The sequence below is a fragment of the Nitrospira sp. genome, assembly GCA_030653545.1.
In the GTDB taxonomy this organism is placed as follows: Bacteria; Nitrospirota; Nitrospiria; order Nitrospirales; family Nitrospiraceae; genus Nitrospira_D.
In genome coordinates this window covers 173360-192737 of sequence record JAURZE010000038.1, presented here as the reverse complement: position 1 = coordinate 192737, position 19378 = coordinate 173360, and the positions used below count along the sequence as shown (strand labels likewise).

Here is a 19378-nt window from a genome sequence, read left to right as displayed (position 1 = left end):
GCGCATATTGACCGCCCATCTTTCCGCTGAACATCCGGATTGGAGTATGCCGCACGTCCACCGAGAGGTGGTGCGGAGATTATCGCATGGAGCTGCAGGAGCTGCTTGAACGGTTAGTGACCGCGCTCGAACGATTGCAGATCCCGTATCTCATTACCGGGTCGGTCGCGTCGATGGCCTAGGCGAGCCACGCCTGACGAACGATATCGATGTTGTGGTTGATCTGAAAGAGACCCATGTGCGGGGCCTGCTGGCGCAGTTCTCGCCGGAGGAGTTCTATCTCAGCGACGAGGCAATTCGAGATGCGCTGGTTCGTAAGGGGCAGTTCAATATTATCCATCCCGCTTCCGGATTAAAAATTGATGTCATGATCCAGAAGGGAACACCGTTTGAGGAAAGCCGCTTCAAACGCGCAAGGCTGATTCACTACACCGATGTTCGAGGTGCCTCGTTTGCCTCTCCGGAGGATGTGATTCTCAAGAAAATGGAATATTATCGCGAGGGAGGGTCCGAGAAGCATCTTCGCGATATCGCGGGGATACTGAAAGTCAGTGCCGGTATGATCGATGAGCCCTATATCGGAGAGTGGGCGGATCGGTTAGGGCTTCGAGAGATTTGGAACGCCGTGCTGCGGCGACTTCAAGCGGGAGACTGAGTGTTCATGGCTGGCAATACGATCGGACACATCTTTACCGTTACCTCCTTTGGCGAGAGCCATGGGCCGGCGATCGGCTGTGTGGTGGACGGGTGCCCGCCGGGGATGGCGCTGTCGGCCGAAGATATTCAGGGGGATTTGGACCGGCGCAAGCCGGGCACGTCACGCCACGTCACGCAGCGACAGGAATCGGATACTGTCGAGATTCTCTCGGGTGTTTTTGAAGGAAAGACGACCGGGACACCGATCGCCCTCCTGATTCGCAACGAAGACCAGCGCAGCCGGGATTACGGCAATCTCATCGATACGTTCCGTCCGGGCCACGCCGACTATACCTATTGGCAGAAGTACGGCATTCGCGATCATCGCGGCGGGGGACGCTCCTCCGCGCGTGAAACGGCGGTGCGCGTCGCGGCGGCGGCCATTGCGAAGAAGTGGCTGCATGAGACCTATGGAGTCGTCATCCGGGGCTATCTGAGCCAGTTGGGCCCGATCGACGTGCCGTTCCAGAGTTGGGACGTCGTCAGAGCCAATCCGTTCTTTGCCGCCAATGCCGACCTTGTTGCGAAGCTCGAAACGTTTATGGATGACTTGCGGAAGTCCGGCGATTCCGTCGGCGCGAAGATCACGGCCGTGGCCGAGCATGTGCCGGTCGGGTGGGGCGCCCCGGTCTATGCAAAGCTGGATTCCGATCTGGCCGGCGCAATGATGAGCATCAACGCGGTCAAAGCGGTCGAAATCGGTGCAGGTTTCGCCTCGGTCGCCCAGCGCGGCTCCGAACATGGCGACGAACTGACGCCGGAAGGTTTTGTGACCAATCATGCCGGCGGCATCCTCGGGGGTATTTCAACCGGTCAGGATGTGGTCGTGACCATTGGGATCAAGCCGACCTCCAGCATCCGCGTCCCGCGCCGGTCTATCGATAAAAGCGGCAATGCCGTTGTGGTTGAAACCAATGGCCGCCACGACCCCTGCGTGGGCATCAGAGCCACGCCGATCGCCGAAGCCATGCTGGCCCTCGTCCTCATGGATCACGCTCTGCTGCATCGCGCGCAGAACGCCGACGTGAAGACCGCGACCCCGAAGATTTCCGGTTTGTCGAAGAAGACTGCTTCCTCAGCGGGCAAGAAATCGACTGCGAAGATCAACTCCGATCCTGCCGAAGCATAGTTACGTTACGAAGCAGAGCCTCGTTCTACTCCTGGCCGGTCTTTCCGGGGCGGTGTAGAATCGTGTCTGCGCTCGATGAGCGGGTGTGCCGGAAATTATTCTGACGGTTTACGAGGAGCCTGGGCCGATGATCGAAATCTACACGGACGGTGCCTGCAGCGGAAATCCCGGTCCTGGTGGCTGGGGCGTCTTGCTGCGTGTCGGCACGGCTGAGACGGAACTCTGCGGCGGAGAGCCGGCGACGACGAACAACCGGATGGAATTACTCGCCGTCATCGAAGCTTTGCAGTCGCTTGCATCGCCGGTGGAAGCGCGCGTCTATACCGATTCGCAGTATGTCCAGAAGGGCATCAGTGAATGGATCCATAGCTGGAAACGGCGCGGTTGGAAAACGGCCGGCAAAGAGCCTGTGAAGAATGAGGATTTGTGGCGTCGACTCGATGCGCTGGCTTCCGGCCACAAGCTTGAATGGCATTGGGTGCGGGGGCATAACGGGCATCCGGAGAATGAACGCGTAGATGCCTTGGCACGCACGGGGCTTGAACAGTCGCGCAGTGCTGGGAAGAAAGTCGGCGGTCCCCTGCCCCCTGCCGTGCCGGTCGCAACTCCCGTCAAAGAGACGCGTCGTATAGGCAACTCTCGTCCTATCCTCGATATTCAGCATGCAACCGTCTATCGAGGGGAGACCTGCGTGTTCTCGGACTTCTCCTTTGCGCTACAAGAAGGAGAGCATGCGGCGATTGTCGGCCCCAACGGGGCGGGTAAATCGACGTTGCTCAAACTCTTAGCGGGCGGCGTCCATCCGTTGCCGTTGGACGAGACCAGGATCAGCCTTTTCGGCGAGGAAGGCGGGAATGTCTGGGAAGTGCGCAAGCGGCTCGGGATTGTGTCGCACGACCTTCAGCGGGACTATCTTATCTGTGCGGAGGGGCTGAATGTCATTCTGTCCGGGTACTACGCGAGCAACGACACCTACGAATATCAGGAGTTCAGCGAGGCGCAGATTGCACGGGCGCGTGAGGTGATGAAGGAGTTGGGGATCGAGTCGCTGGCCGGCCGCCGCTTCGGCCATCTCTCAACCGGCGAGCAGCGCCGTTTTCTCCTTGGCCGCGCGCTGGTGCATGATCCTTCTGTGCTGGTTTTGGATGAGCCGACAAGTGGACTCGATTTGAAAGCCTGCTTCCAATACCTAGACCTCTTGCGTGCGCAGATCCGCAAAGGGAAGACCGTGCTCCTCGTCACGCATCATCTGCACGAGATCCCGCCGGAGATTGAGCGGGTCGTCTTGCTCAAAGAGGGGCAGATTGTCGCTGATGGGAGCAAAGCCAATCTGCTCACAGATATAAACCTCAGCCGGCTTTTTGAGCAGCCCGTGACGCTTGTCCGGGCCAACGGTTGGTATCAAGCCCTGCCTGGGTAACGTGGTTCGACGCATCTCGTATGATCTGCCCCCATCGTTTCTGCCCTTCTTTCTAGTTGCGAATCTTCTGCCAGTGTCCGAACCGCTCTTTCTTTTGACGAAGTCTGTCTTGAGGGGTACGTTTCACAGATAAGTGTTCCTTATGGCGAGGGTCTGAGGAATAGACGAGGTTGAGGTCTCTTTCTTCCGATGGACGAATCGGGAGTCCCATAACGAGCTCCATATGTTGGAACGCTTATCTGAGCATCGACATCTGCACATGTTGTCCTGGCTATTCGGTCTCTGGTGTTTCCACTCCGGGGAAATCTTCGTCCCGACAGCCTGGGCGGAGACCTGGGTCTGTCCACGGCCTGGACAATCAGATCTGTACACGGACCATAGTGGGCCGGGCTGTTGGAAGCTGGGGGAGCCCAAGACCTATTCGTCTTTGGAAGTTGTTCCGGCGCCTATCCTCCCACCGCTCAAAGCCAGTTCTGTCCCTGAGTCGAAATCGACCGCTGTGCACATGCCTGTCCAGAATTTGAATAAGCCGGCTCTATTTCCTGATGTATCTTTGGCCGTGCCGGTTCTCGGCATTTCATCAGAAGGCACGCTGGGATCGATTACCGGCTCGTGGAATGGGCTCGTTGCGCGGATTACAGTCGGCTACAGAGAGGACGGCAGGGGGCCGGAGATTCTGCCCAATGAGAATTTGAAGCCGGTATCGGTTGGGTCATTGCATACGGCTGTGATTGCGGCAGCGAGGGCTGTGGGATACGACCCTCGATATTTGACCGTTCGCCTGCTGATCCCGACGAAGATGGATGGTCCGAGCGCCGGTGGAATGATGGCTGTCGGCATTGCTGCGGCTCTCCTCGGTGATCCGATTCGCCCCGATGTGTGCATGTCAGGAACGATTGAGCCGACGCTGGAGATCAAGCCGGTTGGCCGACTGGTGGATAAGATGAACGCCTGCCGGGATCTCAAAAAGACCACGATGATCGTGCCGGACGGATTGGACAACAGCCATCTCAATTTTACCGGAGCGGAGAAGGCTATTCATGTCATCGAGGTCCATACGTTGGCTGAGGCATACACCGCTGCGTCAGGCGGTCCACTAACACACACGAAGAGGGGGAGTGATGCGTCATCAGATTGAGACGACAAAACGGCTGGTCGGCTTTGCGGGAACGCTGGCGTTCCTGTGCAGTGTGTTGGCTTCCATGGCGTGGGCGGCGGAACCGGTGAAGGTCAATTCCTTGCTCGCGTATCCTCAGTCGTACAATATGAAATTGGTGCGGGTCGAGGGCACCGTCAGTCGCTATCGCATGCAACAGTTTATCGGTGCCCGCAGTAAGCTCGAGAAGTGTATTCAGGAATTTGCGGTCGCAGACGACACCGGTACTATCAATGCCACGTATGCGACGCTTTGCGATATGGGAACAGTCATGCTCAGAAACGGTGACCGTGTGACGATCGACGCACACTTTTCCGGCGTTCTAGATGTGCGGTCGGTGACGAAGAACTAATGTGGCCATCGATTTTCAATCGAGCCGTCTGCTATCCGCCTCCTAACGTCACCGTAAACGTCAGATCCGCATCAATGCGGCGGACTTTGACACGCACTTGCTGGCCCGGGGTGGTTCGCTCGATCAGATAATTCTTCAAATGCGCCGCGTCGTTGATCTCGGTTCCATCCACCGCGATGATGATGTCGTGCTTCTGAATGCCGGCTGACTTGGACGGCTCATTCACTTCCTTCACCGCCATGCGCCATTTCGTGCCGTCCTTCACGGCCATCATGTGAATGCCCATCTTCGAGAAGGTCATCGGCTTTCCGTCGATGGCCGACTTCACGATCCGTTCAGCCAGCAACGCCGGAATCGCAAAGGCCATGCGGCTGCAGTGGGCGGTGGAGTCGTCCCGTTCGGTTTGGATGATGGCGTGCATAATGCCGACCACGTCCCCCTTGTCGTTAAAGAGTCCACCGCCGGAGTTGCCGCTGCAAGCCGCGACGTCGGCCTGGATCAGTCTGGTGTCCACCGTTTGGAGGAATGTATTCGTATTGCCCAAATGCCCGAAGGACATCGTGGGTCCCCAGCCCATCGGATAGCCGACGGTGAAGACATCTTGGCCGGGCTGCACGTCGCCGGCGGCAAAGGAGGCGGTGGCGTGAAGCTTGGCCCGGTGGGCTTCCGCCACGCGATAGACGACGACATCCATGAAGGCGCTGTCGCCGACCAGGTCCGCGGTGAGCTCGTGCAGATCCGTCGTCAGGATATGGATCTGCTTCTCAATGATGGTGCCGGTGGTGACATCGTGCTTCTCTGCGGCATGACGGGCGGTCACGATGTAGCCGTCGCGCAGGTGAAAGCCGGTGCCGCGCACCAGAATCTTTCCCGGTTTATCCGGCGTCCGCTGATCTTGCGTATCTTCGAGCACGCCGACGGTCGCGAGCTTGGCGCGGTCGAGCGCCGCAGGGGATAGTTCTGCATGCGCGGGTGCTGTCAGCATAAGTATCGGGAGTGCAAGCATGAAGAGGGCAGAGCCACGGAAAATTGAACGAATGAGAGCAGTGCGTCGCATGCAAGATCCTTTCATGTCAGAGCCGATAAACCATTCTAGTATAATCCAGAGCGTAGGCTAAGGGGAAAGGGGGGGGTACAGGGACAAGAGGTGATTCGCATGCTATGCTATCTTTATAAAAGGAGTGCGGTATGCCTACAAGAATAGTTTGGATGCGGGTGCTCTGTGCGCTGTCGACGGTGGTGGTGCTCGCAGCCTGTCCTGTTTTCGCCGAAGAGCCGCAGGGGATGATGCAGCGGGTTGAAGCCACGGCGAAACATATCGGCGAAAAGATTGAGAGTAAGACCAAAGCGGTGGTGAAAAAGGTCGAAGAGAAGCACGTTGTGGACAAGGTCGGCGAGAAGCTCAAGAAGGCTGCGACGAAAACGGCCGAAGGGTTCGAAAAGGCCGGGAATAAGATCAAAGAAAAGTTGAACGACTAAGCCGTCTGTTCTCTCGAATGTTTCTGATTGCTCTTCTACTTCTTCCGAAATCCTAAAAACGTTCCGGCGCCGCCTGCTCCGGCTGAGGGGAGATAGCCTGTGAGGATTTCTTTGAAGCCCTCGGTCTTGCCCTGTGCCCAGGCGACACTGTGCGAAATATTGGCTTCGATGGCCGTCCAGTCGAGGTCGACGATGCCGCTCATTTTCACGGCAGCCAGAAGCGTCAACAGCAGGCCGGCGACAATTGCGGCGAGCTTGATTGTCCGGCGAATCGCCCAGCCGATCAAGAACCCTCCCATAAAGCTGGCGCCTCCGCGTGCGAGGGCCGGGGACATCATGTCATTCATCCAGGCCCCGAGTCCGGCGAGGGTCGTGGCTCCTGCGCCGAGGAAAGACGTCGAATTCCACGGAGGATCGGCAAAGAGCGTCTCAAGCGCGCCGGTTGCCAGATGGTGCGTGGAATCCTGTTCGTCTTGACTCATGAGCGTATGCCTTCAAAGGTGTTGCAGACGCTGGGATCGCCGCTTTCCAAGCCCCGCCTGAGCCAGGTCATCCGTTGGTCGGAGGAGCCGTGCGTCCAGCTTTCCGGTTGGACGTATCCCTGACCCATTTTCTGCAGGCGATCGTCGCCGATGGCGGCGGCGGCTTTGAGCCCTTCTTCGAAATCGCCCGGCTCGATCAGATTGCGCTTGCGGTTGGCATGATATCCCCATACTCCGGCGTAACAATCGGCTTGCAACTCCATGCGGACCGACAAGGCATTGGCCGCTTTCTCCGATCCCTGATGCTGAAGCCGGGTAATTTTCTTGGCGACTCCCGTTAGATTCTGTACATGGTGTCCCACCTCATGCGCGATGACATAGGCTTGCGCAAAATCTCCGGGGGCGCCGAGGCGCTGAGCCATTTCGTTGAAGAACGTAAGGTCGAGATATACTTTGTGGTCACCCGGGCAATAAAACGGACCGACGGCTGATGAGGTGGTCCCGCAGGCAGACCGGACGCTGCCGCTGAAGAGGATGAGTCGGGGTTCCTCGTATTCAGGTCCCAGCAACTGCTTCCAGGTCGTTTCAGTATCCGCGAGGACGACTGATGCAAACTTGCCGAGTTGGTCGCTTGGTGCCCCTGTGGCAGCAGGTTCTGACGGGACGGAGGACTCCGTCATGCTCTGGACTCCGCTCAGCATATTGATGAGCGTCAGGGGATTGGTGCCGGTAAAGTAGCTGACGGCGAGCACCAACACGATGCCGCCGATTCCCAGTCCGCCGACACTGCCGACCCGGGCCGGGCCCATGCCACGGCGGTCTTCGATATTGCTGCTTTCCCGTTGTCCTTCCCACCGCATGGCGATCCTCCGGTCGAACTCTCAGGCCTATCGAGTTAGGCCGGTTCTTTTTCCATCGATTGAATGAATTTGTCCGCTTCGGCGATGGACTTGTTCATGTCCTTGACCAGTTGATCGACCTGGGCGTCGACCTTGACGAGTTCGCCTTTGATAGCGGCCAGGGCGCGTGCATTCAGGTTGTGTTTCAGGTAGAGGACTTGATCGCGAAGCGGCTTCAACACCGGGTCGATGCGCTGCTCGGCTTTTTTCATGGCTCCGAGCATCTCGTTGTACCGGGCTTTGGTCTGAGTCAGCTTCTCTTCACTCTTGCGCCGGAGATCGGCACTGGAATATTGGCCGAGTTCGGTCTTCCATTCGGCGAACAGCGAATCCGCCACGCTTTCGACATCCTTGATCCGTTTCCGCACGGTCTCGGCGCTGTCTTCGCTGCTTTCCAACTCGCTGTTCAGTTTCTTGTAGGTGGTTTCCAGATCGCCACCTTGATAGCCGACGACTTTTCCGAATTGTTCCAGGGCGCTCTGGATTTCTTTCTTGGCGTCCTCCTGCGCATTGCGCGCAGACTTGACCCGGCTGCTCAGAATATCGCGTTTGGCATATCCGACCTTCTCCATTGCGGCCATATAGGCGGTATCGCAGGCCGTCAATCCGAAGGAGAGCGTGCACACGACAGCAAGTCTGATCAAGTGGACCATGACATCCTCAAGCTGAAGGATCCATAAAAGTGCTTACGAAGGGCTGTGGATTTCTGCGGCACGGCGGCATCATAGCGGAAGTGATGACCGAGGGGAAGTCTTCAGACACGCACGGCGAAGAGAGGCGGCCACCACAGGATGTGTGGTGGCCGCCGCGGTGCGAACGGGCGGGCTTATTTCCCGTCCGGACCGGTGGAGCCCAGCTGGCCGGTGATTTTGGAGAGGTCTTTCGGATGGAGGACGATTTCGATCCGTCGATTGGCGCTTCGGCCCTGCTCGGTCTCGTTGGGAGCAATCGGGCGTGTCTCGGCATAGCCGACGGCGGACATATGCTGCCGGCCTACTCCACCTTGATCGATCAAGTACCGCACGACATTGGTGGCGCGGGCGGTGGAGAGCTCCCAATTCGTTTTGAATTTATCCTGTAGCTTCGTACTGATCGGCACGTTGTCCGTATGACCTTCAATGCGGATCTGTTTGTCGGAAATCTTGTTCAAGACATCGCCGACCTGCTTCAGGACTTTCACTCCGGCCGGTTTGACCTGCGCCTGCCCCGAGTCGAAGAGCACCCGGTCGACCATGTTGATCGTCAACTGATCGCGAACCTGCTGGATCGTGATGTTGCCTTTCGAAATTTCGTCCTGGAGTGATTTGGACAGTTCCTCCTGCGTGCGAGTCAGCCGCGCGATCTCCGCTTCTTTGGCGGCGCGTTCCTGTTCAAGCCGAGCCTTCTCGGCTTCCTCGGCCTTCAGTCGCGTTCGTTCCTGCTCCAGGCTCGCCGTGAGCTGGGTTTGTTCCTGGCGGAGTTGCTCGCGTTCCTTGGCGACGCGGGCGGCTTCTGCTTCAAGGTCGGCGGCGCGCTTCTGCAGCTTGGCGATCTCGCTCTGGGCGGAAGCGGTCCCACTGGCCAATTGTTGTTTGTCTTTTTCCAGCGCGCTGACCTGGGCCGCCTCGTCGGCCAGCTTCTGTTGGAGTTGGTCGATCTGGCCGCGCACCGCGCTCAGCTCGGTGCCGAGTTGGCCCTTGTCTTTTTCCAGGCCGTCCAGCTTGGACTGCAATGCTCCCGAGCGGGCCTCCAGGGCTGCCCGTTCTTTGGCCAGTGCGGCCGCGGCCTCCTCGGCGGTTTTTCGTTGCGCCGATTCCTGATCCAGATTCTGTTGCAGGCTGGCGAGTTGCTGTTTGAGTTGATCCGATTGGGCCTGAGATTGTTTCTTCAACGCCTCAAGTTCGGCGGCCCGTTGAGCGGATGCTTTCTTCGTGGCATCCAGTTCGGTGAGCGCTTTGGTGTGCGTTTCATTCGTGACGCATCCGATCGGGGCGATGGCGCACAAGGCGATCAACGAGGCGGTTCGGAGCGATGAGGTCTGGAACGGACTACGTGGATGCATAGATTCCTCCCTATAAAGGATGACACGCGGAACACAGCGAGAAGGAGCAAAGTCGATGCCTGAGTGTTTCCGTAGGGACGGACGAGAAAGTTCTGGTTATTCAAGGGAATGATTGGAGAAGGGAGCGGGGAGATGGGGGAGACTGTCGTGAGATGCCACGGTCCTGTAGGAAGAGGCCTACAGATTCGATAGATATCGGTATGGAATATATCGGGTCGAGGAATGGGGGCGCAACGGCTGTTGCGCCCCGGAAGGCAGGCTTACTTGCCCATCTCCTTCTTTTCATCCTTTTTCTTGCTCTCGTCATCGGCTTTGGAGCCGCTCATATCCTTCTTGTCCTTCTGTTCGACCGGTGCCGGTTCACTTGCGAAGGAGACGGCCGTGCCGAGACCGAAGGTCAAGAACGCTGCGAGTGCGATGAAGCTGGCTAAGCGAGTCATGGGAACCTCCTCACGTAGAGAGTGAATGAAAATAGGCCACGGTCATCCGCGATGCTGTGGCCGCTGCGAACACTGAATGAATCCGATGAGAGTGGCGAAGCTCTCATGCCGGGTAATAGAGCAAGCCTGATGCCGGAAGAAACGGATGGGTGATATCCACCATTCGGAGATGGCCACATCTTCTAAGTCGCGCTGTCGACAGGCATTCTCGTCGTCGAGCGATTTCATAGCTCTCGAGGCGTGACGGAAAGACTGTATGGAAGCGCTCTGGGATTTGCAGGGGAATACCTACGATTCTACACGGGGGATGAGAATTGAGGGTGGTGCGCAGGGTCAGGTATAGTGGCGGCATGATGATCAATTGGATCAGGATGATCGCCGCGCTGTGGTGGAGCGCGTTGATGATGCCCGGCTGCGCGTCGCACGTTGTCGTGCCGGCGGCGCTTGAGGCCCAGCTCGACAAGGATGTCACCTTCGCGCAGATTCTTGCGGCGCCGGAGTCCTTGGTCGGGAAACGGATTGTGGTCGGCGGTGAGGTACTGAAGGCAAAGCGGATCGCTGCCGGCATGCTGATCGAAGTATTGCAGCTTCCATTGAACGCCGACTATGAACCGACGGTTGTGAGGACAGACTCGCAAGGCCGATTCCTGGCGCTCACTCAAGAATTGCTCGACCCGGCGACGATCCGGGAGGGGACGGCGATCACTCTGGTTGGCGAAGTGACCGGAGCCCGCATGGATCGCCTCGATGAGGTGGAGTATCGGTATCCGACCTTTGGCGTGAAGCATCTCTATGCGTGGCCGCCCGGGTATGGTGCGGAGCCGCGATCAGGGTTTTCTCTCGGGGTCTTCGGTGGCATGGGCGTGGGAAGCGGCGGGCGAATCGGCGGAGGATTCGGCCGTGGCTACTGATCGCGTCCTTCAGAGGCAGGCGGAGCATTCGACTGATCGAGATCGATTCATTTCGTTGCCCTGTCGGCGGTGCCGTACCCTGAGCCGGAGTCTTCTCAAGCTGCATGTGGCTGAAACCGCGGCGGCCGGCCGGTGAAATCCACGTCCCGCATGACACCGGCCACGTCGAGTCCAACGCGCGTTCACACCATCGCGTTTCATAAGCCCTATGGCGTCCTGCCGTGTTTTACCGATCCTGACGGGCGGCCGACGCTCGCCGACTATGTCGAGTTGCCCGGTGTCTATGCGGCCGGGCGGCTGGATATGGACAGTGAAGGGTTGATGCTCCTGACATCCGACGGAACGCTCTCTCACCGCATCACCGATCCGCAACACAAGCTTCCTAAGGTCTATCTGGTGCAAGTTGAACGGATGCCCGCTGAGCAGGCGCTTCGGCAATTGCGCCAGGGTGTGGTGCTGAGCGGAACCAAGACGAGGCCGGCGGAGATTCGCTTGCTGGACGAGCCGCCGGCATTGCCGGATCGGCCGGTGCCCATTCGGTTCAGGAAAACCGTGCCGACCTGTTGGATCGAGATGACCATTCGCGAAGGGATGAATCGGCAGGTGCGTCGCATGACCGCGGCGGTCGGGCACCCGGCGCTGCGGTTGGTTCGGGTGGCGATTGGCCCTATCTCGTTGGGGAATCTTGCGCCCGGTGTCTGGCGTGAATTGACCGCTGGCGAGGTGCAGGCGATTCAGGGCAGTGGAGCGTCCGCTGGCAGCAAACCACGGCGGCCCGAATCTCAGGGAACTTCACGCCGCGCCACTGAATAGCGCGGCGGTTGTTCGTTACTTCCTCAGGCTCTGCAGGAATTCCCCTAGCACTTTCCGAAACTGTTCCGGATCTTCCGCCATCATGAAATGGCCGGTGTTGAACTCCACCAGTTGCGCGCCGACGATCTGTGCCTGAATGCCGCGCGCGATGGCCGGAGTCGCGACATCATCTTTGGCTCCGACCACCACGAGCGTCGGCGCGGTGATCGTATTGATTCGTCCGTGCACGTTGGCCTGAGCCATGCTTGTGAGGGCTTCGCGGAGTACTGTGCCGTTCCAGCTCGGAATGCGGTCCAACAAGGGCTGATAGAGTGTGGCGGGCGTTCCCTGGGGGAAGCTCTCCACGATAATGTTCTTGGATACGTCGCGAAAGTCGCGCGGGTTGCCGATGGTCGGCAGGTCCTTATCGAGCACCATCGCCCCGTCGGTCGTCGAGACGAGTACGAGCGCCCGCACGCGCTCAGGATAATCCAGAGCCAGCTGCTGCAAAATCATCCCACCCATGGAGACGCCGACCCAGATCGGCCGCTCGATCCCCAGCTTGTCCGCGAGTGCAATCAGGTCTTTGGAAAACTGTGCGATCGTAAAACCGTTCTCCGGTTTTTGCGATTCGCCGTATCCGCGGAGGTCGACGGCAATACCCCGAAAGTCCGGCGAGTAGGCGTTCAGATATTTCGGGAAAATATTGCTCGTGGTGACGACGCCGTGAACGAAGATGATCGGGTCGCCGGTGCCGGCTTCCAGAATGCTGAGCGAGACGCCGGCAATCGTCACGGCGCGCCGCCTGATTTCCCCGTTCACACGTGTCGCCGTCGCATGGGTTTGGGCGGATCCCAGGGACGTCAGCCGGTCTTGCTGTAACGCCGGAGCATGTAGATCGCAGCCGGTAAGGCTAAGGATGAGGGATGAATAGAGGATGAAACGTCGTGCCATGGTCCCTCCAGCGAATATGAAGCAGAGCGACTATCACTAGCGAGATTCCCGGAGAGAAGCAAGTCAGAATATATAGTGTAGGTGAAGCAGCTGGAAAGGAGCGTTGCCCGAGAGTGGGGGCGGATGCGGATGAATTTCGGTGCCGTGCGGCCGATTGCGACGGGCGTCGCAAGTCTACAGCTCTGCCAGTTCCGAAATGATCGTATGCAATCCGCTTGCGCCGGCTGGCTGCGGCCGGACGATTTCGGCTATCTGCAGTTGCCCTTTTGTATCGGTCGCCCGCACCACCGTTTGGAATTTTCCTCGCTTGGGGGCGGTCCAGGTGTAGTTCCAGACGACCCAGGAGTAGGGCGACATCGGGGGTTCAATCTCGCATTCGTTCCACGTGCGACCGGCATCGAAGCTCAGCTCGACTTTGCTGATGGAGTTGGGGCCGCCGAAGGCAATCCCGCGGAATTTCTGCACGGGGCCGCGCAAGGTTTGATAGTGGCCGGGGGAGTCGATGCGGGAGAAGATCTTGATGGTGGCGTCGTCCGTCCAGCCCTTGCGTTGCCAATATCCTAGGTAATCTCCTGGGTAGACCTCGATTTCGGTAATCCATTTCACGTTCTTAATACCGTACAGGCCGGGGACGATGAGGCGAATCGGGAAGCCATGCTCCTTAGGGAGTTTTTCGCCGTTCATCAGGAAGGCAATCATCGCATCGTTTTGCATGGCGCGCGCGAAGGGGATGCTGTCATCGTAGCCATCGATGCCGCGAAAGATCACATCGCGCGCCGTTTCTTCGTCGGCGCCGGCGTCTTGGAGGAGCTTTTTCAGTGAAATGCCTCTCCAGGTGGCCGTGCCCAGGCTGTCGCCGCCGGGGAGGGTGTCGATACACATCAGCGTGGAGACTTGATCGTAGGAATCGCGATTCAAAATGTCGCGCCAGCCCAGTGAAAGCGGCGTATTGACGACGCCTTTGACGTGAACTTTCCATTGCTCGATATTCACCTCGCGGGAGAAAGAGACGGCGGAATCCGCGTAGTTGACGACGTAAAATTTAGAATTCGGCGTGAAATAGGTGGTCTCGCGGGGTGGAATCGCAAACATGCGTCCGAAAACAGAACCGACGGCGTCGCAGCCGCCGGTTAATCCTGCCGTCGCGACGAGTCCAAGGGTTTTTAGAATCGTGCGTCGCCGCATGGATAGTGGTGATTCAATGTTTTTCATATTTTTTTCATTATACATGAAAATGTTGCTTGACACTCGTGGGGGAGCTTTGTTATCTTCCCACTCGTTCGAGGGCAGAGGGCGGATGAGTTCTTGCCTACATACCGCAACCAGACGGTGCGGTGCCTGAGGGAAACTACCCGAAGTTTTTTGAGTGGGTCCCTTGACATGAGAGTGCGCAACGTTTATATTGCGCCTCCCGCGTCACGAACGCGACGTTGTGTTCTTTGACAACTGAATAGAGGAAGTTGAGCAAGGTGTAAGGTGTATTGAAGTGGTGGCCCTTGGTCCAATTTTAGAGAACACCTATTTGAGAGTTTGATCCTGGCTCAGAACGAACGCTGGCGGCGCGCCTAATACATGCAAGTCGAGCGAGAAGGTGTAGCAATACACTTGTAAAGCGGCGAACGGGTGAGGAATGCATGGGTAACCTACCCTCGAGTGGGGAATAACTAGCCGAAAGGTTAGCTAATACCGCATACGTTTCCGGAACTTCGGTTTCGGAAAGAAAGCAATACCGTGGGTATTGCGCTCATGGATGGGCTCATGTCCTATCAGCTTGTTGGTGAGGTAACGGCTCACCAAGGCTTCGACGGGTAGCTGGTCTGAGAGGACGATCAGCCACACTGGCACTGCGACACGGGCCAGACTCCTACGGGAGGCAGCAGTAAGGAATATTGCGCAATGGACGAAAGTCTGACGCAGCGACGCCGCGTGGGGGATGAAGGTCTTCGGATTGTAAACCCCTTTCGGGAGGGAAGATGGAGTGGGTAACCACTTGGACGGTACCTCCAGAAGCAGCCACGGCTAACTTCGTGCCAGCAGCCGCGGTAATACGAAGGTGGCAAGCGTTGTTCGGATTCACTGGGCGTACAGGGAGCGTAGGCGGTTGGGTAAGCCCTCCGTGAAATCTCCGGGCCTAACCCGGAAAGTGCAGAGGGGACTGCTCAGCTAGAGGATGGGAGAGGAGCGCGGAATTCCCGGTGTAGCGGTGAAATGCGTAGAGATCGGGAGGAAGGCCGGTGGCGAAGGCGGCGCTCTGGAACATTTCTGACGCTGAGGCTCGAAAGCGTGGGGAGCAAACAGGATTAGATACCCTGGTAGTCCACGCCTTAAACTATGGATACTAAGTGTCGGCGGTTTACCGCCGGTGCCGCAGCTAACGCAATAAGTATCCCGCCTGGGAAGTACGGCCGCAAGGTTGAAACTCAAAGGAATTGACGGGGGCCCGCACAAGCGGTGGAGCATGTGGTTTAATTCGACGCAACGCGAAGAACCTTACCCAGGCTGGACATGCAGGTAGTAGAAGGGTGAAAGCCCAACGAGGTAGAAATACCATCCTGCTCAGGTGCTGCATGGCTGTCGTCAGCTCGTGCCGTGAGGTGTTGGGTTAAGTCCCGCAACGAGCGCAACCCCTGTCTTCAGTTACTAACAGGTCAAGCTGAGAACTCTGGAGAGACTGCCCAGGAGAACGGGGAGGAAGGTGGGGATGACGTCAAGTCAGCATGGCCTTTATGCCTGGGGCTACACACGTGCTACAATGGCCGGTACAAAGGGCTGCAAACCCGCAAGGGGGAGCCAATCCCAAAAAACCGGCCTCAGTTCAGATTGGGGTCTGCAACTCGACCCCATGAAGGCGGAATCGCTAGTAATCGCGGATCAGAACGCCGCGGTGAATACGTTCCCGGGCCTTGTACACACCGCCCGTCACACCACGAAAGTTTGTTGTACCTGAAGTCGTTGCGCCAACCGCAAGGAGGCAGGCGCCCACGGTATGACCGATGATTGGGGTGAAGTCGTAACAAGGTAGCCGTAGGGGAACCTGCGGCTGGATCACCTCCTTTCTAAGGAGCATACCTCCAAAGAAAATCCAGGGCCGAGGGCCACCTCTTCAATACACTTACACCGAATTTTAGTGAAGGCTCAGTCGTGAATCATGTTGCAGGATCTATCGTGTCCTGTGAAAACGGGCCTTGATGGCGTCATGGCTCAGCTGGGCCTGTAGCTCAGTTGGTTAGAGCACGCGCTTGATAAGCGCGGGGTCGATAGTTCAACTCTATCCAGGCCCACCATCTGAGTCTAAGTTACGCAGCATTCCAGGCAACTGTCTGGGGGACTATCCAGTAAGGATCTGCGGGGCTGTAGCTCAGTTGGGAGAGCACCTGCTTTGCAAGCAGGGGGTCGCTGGTTCGATTCCAGTCAGCTCCACCAAAGATCTGAGTCGGTGTCGAATCTGTTTCTTGCTCAACTTCCTCTATTCAGCGTCGGATGACGGGTAACCTGTCGTCCATGTTCTTTGAAAATTGAATAGGTCTTGATGAAAGACCATGTGTATCAGGAGCAAAGTGATTGTTAAGCTACTAAGGGTGTACGGTGAATGCCCTGGCATCAGCAGGCGATGAAGGACGTAGCTAGCTGCGATAAGCCTCGGGAAGCCGCAAGCAGGCCGTGATCCGAGGATGTCCGAATGGGGAAACCCAGGCGATTAATGCCGCCTATCCGTCACTGAATACATAGGTGACGAGAAGCCCACGCAGGGAAGTGAAACATCTCAGTACCTGCAGGAATAGAAATCAACCGAGATTCCCCAAGTAGTGGCGAGCGAAAAGGGAATAGCCCAAACCGCAGTGATGTCAAGCCCGTGTGCGTTGTCGCTGCGGTGTTGTAGGTCTCTGTTAGACGGTGATACGGACCCGTCGGCAAGTCAAAAATCAGGATCATAGCAGAACGGTCTGGAAAGGCCGGCCATAGAAGGTGACAGCCCTGTAAGCGACATGACCCTGACTTGTTGGACAGAGATCCTGAGTACCACGGGGCCCGAGAAACCCTGTGGGAATCCGGGACGACCACGTTCCAAGGCTAAATACTCGCTGATGACCGATAGCGCACCAGTACCGTGAGGGAAAGGTGAAAAGAACCCCGGTGAGGGGAGTGAAATAGAACCTGAAACCGTACACCTACAAGCAACGAAAGGGCTATGCCCGCAAGGGAATGCCTGATCGTGTGCCTTTTGCTTAATGAGCCTGCGAGTTATCTTGCGCAGCAAGGTTAAGGCGGAAAGCCGGAGCCGTAGCGAAAGCGAGTCCAAACTGGGCATTTAGTTGCGTAGGATAGACCCGAAGCGAAGTGATCTACCCATGGCCAAGGCGAATTCGACGTAACAGTCGAAGGAGGCCTGAACTGATGTTTGTTGCAAAAAGCTCGGATGAGCTGTGGGTAGGGGTGAAAGGCTAATCAAACTTCGTTATTGCTGGTTCTCCTCGAAATAACTTTAGGGTTAGCCTCGTGACAGCCGTGACGGAGGTAGAGCACTGAATGAGCTAGGGGCGTTCCAACGCTACTGAACTCAATCAAACTCCGAATGCCGTTACTGGACGCACGGGAGTTAGACTACGGGTGCTAAGATCCGTGGTCAAAAGGGAAATAGCCCAGACCATCAGCTAAGGTCCCTAAGCGCAAGCTAAGTGGGAAAGGTTGTATTGTCGCTCAGACAGCCAGGAGGTTGGCTTAGAAGCAGCCATCCTTTAAAGAGTGCGTAATAGCTCACTGGTCGAGCGATGATGCGCCGAAAATATAACGGGGCTCAAGTTTGCCACCGAAGCTATGGACTCACCCGCAAGGGCTGAGTGGTAGAGGAGCATTCTCTCAGCTGTGAAGGTTGACCGACAAGGACAGCTGGAGCGGAGAGAAGAGATTATGCAGGCATAAGTAGCGATTAATGATGTGAGAATCATCATCCCCGTAAACCTAAGGTTTCCTGGCCTATGTTCGTCAGGTCAGGGTGAGTCGGACCCTAAGCCGAGGCCGAGAGGCGTAGGCGATGGAAAACAGGTCAACATTCCTGTACCACTGTCATAGCGTTATCAGCGAAGGGGGGACGCAGAAGGGTAGGCACCGCCGGGTCCCTGGAATACCCGGTCCAAGCCCGTAGGCGGGTCTCGTCGGCAAATCCGCGGGGCCATTAACGCCGAGAGGTGATGGGGAGGCCGCAAGGCCATAAACGGGCTGATCCCATGCTGCCGAGAAAAGCCTCGTAGCGAGTTATGATAGTGTCCGTACCGCAATCCGACACAGGTAGGTGGGTAGAATATACCAAGGGGCGTGAGAGAACACTTCCTAAGGAACTTTGCAATTTAGCCCCGTAACTTCGGGAGAAGGGGTGCCACGCGTAGGTGAGATTGTACAAATTAAGCCGAACGTGGTTGCAATAAAGTGGCTCTAGCGACTGTTTACCAAAAACACAGGACTCTGCGAACACGCAAGTGGACGTATAGGGTCTGACGCCTGCCCGGTGCTGGAAGGTTAACCGGAGGAGTTAGCCGCAAGGCAACGCTCTGAAGGGAAGCCCCAGTAAACGGCGGCCGTAACTATAACGGTCCTAAGGTAGCGAAATTCCTTGTCGGGTAAGTTCCGACCTGCATGAATGGCGTAACGACTGGAGCGCTGTCTCGGGAAGTGACTCAGCGAATTTGTTGTTCCGGTGAAGAAGCCGGGTGCCCGCAACTAGACGGAAAGACCCTGTGCACCTTTACTACAACTTGACATTGGATGTTGGAATGCGCTGTGTAGGATAGGTGGGAGCCTGTGAAGCCTGGCCGCTAGGTCGGGTGGAGGCAACGTTGAAATACCACCCTGAACGTTCTGATATTCTAACTCGGCTCTGTAATCCAGAGCGAAGACAGTGTCTGGCGGGTAGTTTGACTGGGGCGGTCGCCTCCCAAAAAGTAACGGAGGCGTTCAAAGGTTCCCTCAGGCTGGTCGGTAATCAGCCGTCGAGTGCAAAGGCATAAGGGAGCTTGACTGCGAGAGTGACAGCTCGAGCAGAGACGAAAGTCGGACTTAGTGATCCGGTGGTTCTGCGTGGAAGGGCCATCGCTCAACGGATAAAAGGTACGCCGGGGATAACAGGCTGATCTCCCCCAAGAGTTCACATCGACGGGGAGGTTTGGCACCTCGATGTCGACTCATCGCATCCTGGGGCTGAAGCTGGTCCCAAGGGTTAGGCTGTTCGCCTATTAAAGCGGTACGAGAGTTGGGTTCAGAACGTCGTGAGACAGTTCGGTCCCTATCTGTTGTGGGCGGAGGAGAGTTGAGAGGGGCTTTCACTAGTACGAGAGGACTGTGAAGGACGGACCTCTAGTGTGCCGGTTGTCGCGCCAGCGGCAGCGCCGGGTAGCTATGTTCGGAAGCGATAATCGCTGAAAGCATCTAAGCGAGAAGCGTGCCTCAAGATAAGCTCTCCCGTAGCAATATGCTACCTAAAGACCACTTGTAGACCACGAGTTTGATAGGCTGGGTGTGGAAGGCGTGTAAGCGCTGTAGCTAACCAGTACTAATCGGTCGTGCGGTTTAACATCCTTTGCTCCTGATAGACATGGTCTTACCGCGGCGCGCAGAACGCGTCACGGAGTGCTG

General features: G+C 57.2%; 16 protein-coding genes, 2 tRNA genes and 2 rRNA genes. 12 read left to right on the top strand and 8 right to left on the bottom strand.

Translation table 11 applies throughout. The annotated features are described in order from the left end of the window. The first annotated feature begins 214 nt into the window (after positions 1-214). The 5 genes from Q7U39_19045 to Q7U39_19025 all read left to right on the top strand — a co-directional run bounded on the left by Q7U39_19045 (position 215) and on the right by Q7U39_19025 (position 4753). Positions 215-655: a hypothetical protein gene (locus Q7U39_19045; GenBank protein MDO9120055.1), complete on the top strand. Its 441-nt coding sequence runs from the start codon at positions 215-217 to the stop codon at positions 653-655. A 6-nt stretch (positions 656-661) separates the two neighbouring features. Further along, the gene (aroC, locus tag Q7U39_19040; protein ID MDO9120054.1) at positions 662-1825 is read left to right on the top strand and encodes a chorismate synthase; all 1164 of its coding nucleotides are present in this window, start codon (positions 662-664) and stop codon (positions 1823-1825) included. 127 nt (positions 1826-1952) lie between these two features. Continuing rightward, the gene (rnhA, locus tag Q7U39_19035; GenBank protein MDO9120053.1) at positions 1953-3245 is read left to right on the top strand and encodes a ribonuclease HI; all 1293 of its coding nucleotides are present in this window, start codon (positions 1953-1955) and stop codon (positions 3243-3245) included. Positions 3246-3468: 223 nt separating this feature from the next. Continuing rightward, a complete protein-coding gene (locus tag Q7U39_19030; protein MDO9120052.1) occupies positions 3469-4383 on the top strand; it encodes a S16 family serine protease in 915 nt (304 codons plus the stop codon). Beyond that, positions 4367-4753 carry a hypothetical protein gene (locus tag Q7U39_19025; GenBank protein MDO9120051.1) on the top strand — a complete coding sequence of 129 codons (387 nt, stop codon included), beginning with the start codon at positions 4367-4369 and terminating at the stop codon, positions 4751-4753. The genes Q7U39_19030 and Q7U39_19025 overlap by 17 nt, the downstream gene beginning before the upstream one ends. A gap of 31 nt (positions 4754-4784) precedes the next feature. Here the strand turns inward: Q7U39_19025 and Q7U39_19020 are convergent, their stop codons facing one another. Then, positions 4785-5810, bottom strand: coding sequence for a S1C family serine protease (locus Q7U39_19020; GenBank protein MDO9120050.1), 1026 nt, complete (start codon positions 5808-5810; stop codon positions 4785-4787). Between the two features lie 131 nt (positions 5811-5941). Here Q7U39_19020 and Q7U39_19015 point away from each other — a divergent pair, with 131 nt between their 5' ends. Next, positions 5942-6232, top strand: a complete 291-nt coding sequence (locus Q7U39_19015) for a hypothetical protein (protein MDO9120049.1) — start codon at positions 5942-5944, stop codon at positions 6230-6232. Between the two features lie 35 nt (positions 6233-6267). Here Q7U39_19015 and Q7U39_19010 read toward each other — a convergent pair whose 3' ends face one another. The 5 genes from Q7U39_19010 to Q7U39_18990 form a co-directional block, all read right to left on the bottom strand. Next, complete coding sequence (locus tag Q7U39_19010) at positions 6268-6714, bottom strand: FUN14 domain-containing protein (protein ID MDO9120048.1); 447 nt, start codon at positions 6712-6714, stop codon at positions 6268-6270. Beyond that, positions 6711-7574 carry a neutral zinc metallopeptidase gene (locus Q7U39_19005; GenBank protein MDO9120047.1) on the bottom strand — a complete coding sequence of 288 codons (864 nt, stop codon included), beginning with the start codon at positions 7572-7574 and terminating at the stop codon, positions 6711-6713. The genes Q7U39_19010 and Q7U39_19005 overlap by 4 nt, the downstream gene beginning before the upstream one ends. Positions 7575-7609: 35 nt before the next feature. Beyond that, a complete protein-coding gene (locus Q7U39_19000) occupies positions 7610-8266 on the bottom strand; it encodes a DUF2959 domain-containing protein (protein MDO9120046.1) in 657 nt (218 codons plus the stop codon). A 173-nt stretch (positions 8267-8439) separates the two neighbouring features. Further along, on the bottom strand, positions 8440-9654 hold the full coding sequence (locus Q7U39_18995; GenBank protein ID MDO9120045.1) for an OmpA family protein: 1215 nt from the start codon (positions 9652-9654) through the stop codon (positions 8440-8442). Between the two features lie 260 nt (positions 9655-9914). After that, positions 9915-10094 carry a hypothetical protein gene (locus Q7U39_18990; protein MDO9120044.1) on the bottom strand — a complete coding sequence of 60 codons (180 nt, stop codon included), beginning with the start codon at positions 10092-10094 and terminating at the stop codon, positions 9915-9917. 350 nt (positions 10095-10444) lie between these two features. Between Q7U39_18990 and Q7U39_18985 the strand changes: the two genes are divergently transcribed. Together Q7U39_18985 and Q7U39_18980 are read left to right on the top strand one after the other, a co-directional pair. Beyond that, on the top strand, positions 10445-11005 hold the full coding sequence (locus Q7U39_18985; protein ID MDO9120043.1) for a Slp family lipoprotein: 561 nt from the start codon (positions 10445-10447) through the stop codon (positions 11003-11005). Positions 11006-11137: 132 nt separating this feature from the next. Next, positions 11138-11818 (top strand): pseudouridine synthase, encoded by a 681-nt coding sequence (locus tag Q7U39_18980; protein MDO9120042.1) that lies wholly within the window; start codon positions 11138-11140, stop codon positions 11816-11818. 15 nt (positions 11819-11833) lie between these two features. On the opposite strand, the gene Q7U39_18975 is transcribed toward Q7U39_18980, so the two are convergent. Beyond that, entirely contained in the window at positions 11834-12751 is a 918-nt protein-coding gene (locus tag Q7U39_18975; GenBank protein ID MDO9120041.1) for an alpha/beta hydrolase, read from the bottom strand. Between the two features lie 174 nt (positions 12752-12925). Then, positions 12926-13963 carry a molybdopterin-dependent oxidoreductase gene (locus Q7U39_18970; protein ID MDO9120040.1) on the bottom strand — a complete coding sequence of 346 codons (1038 nt, stop codon included), beginning with the start codon at positions 13961-13963 and terminating at the stop codon, positions 12926-12928. Positions 13964-14269: 306 nt separating this feature from the next. On the opposite strand from Q7U39_18970, the gene Q7U39_18965 reads away from it, so the two are divergent. The 4 genes from Q7U39_18965 (at position 14270) to Q7U39_18950 (ending at position 19320) form a co-directional block, all read left to right on the top strand. Further along, a 16S ribosomal RNA gene (locus Q7U39_18965) occupies positions 14270-15807 on the top strand. A gap of 151 nt (positions 15808-15958) precedes the next feature. Continuing rightward, positions 15959-16035: transfer RNA gene (locus Q7U39_18960), tRNA-Ile, on the top strand. Between the two features lie 63 nt (positions 16036-16098). Further along, positions 16099-16174: transfer RNA gene (locus Q7U39_18955), tRNA-Ala, on the top strand. Positions 16175-16313: 139 nt separating this feature from the next. Then, positions 16314-19320: ribosomal RNA gene (locus tag Q7U39_18950) — 23S ribosomal RNA — on the top strand. Together the 16S and 23S rRNA genes with 2 tRNA genes alongside form the textbook arrangement of a ribosomal RNA operon. Positions 19321-19378: the final 58 nt, after the last annotated feature.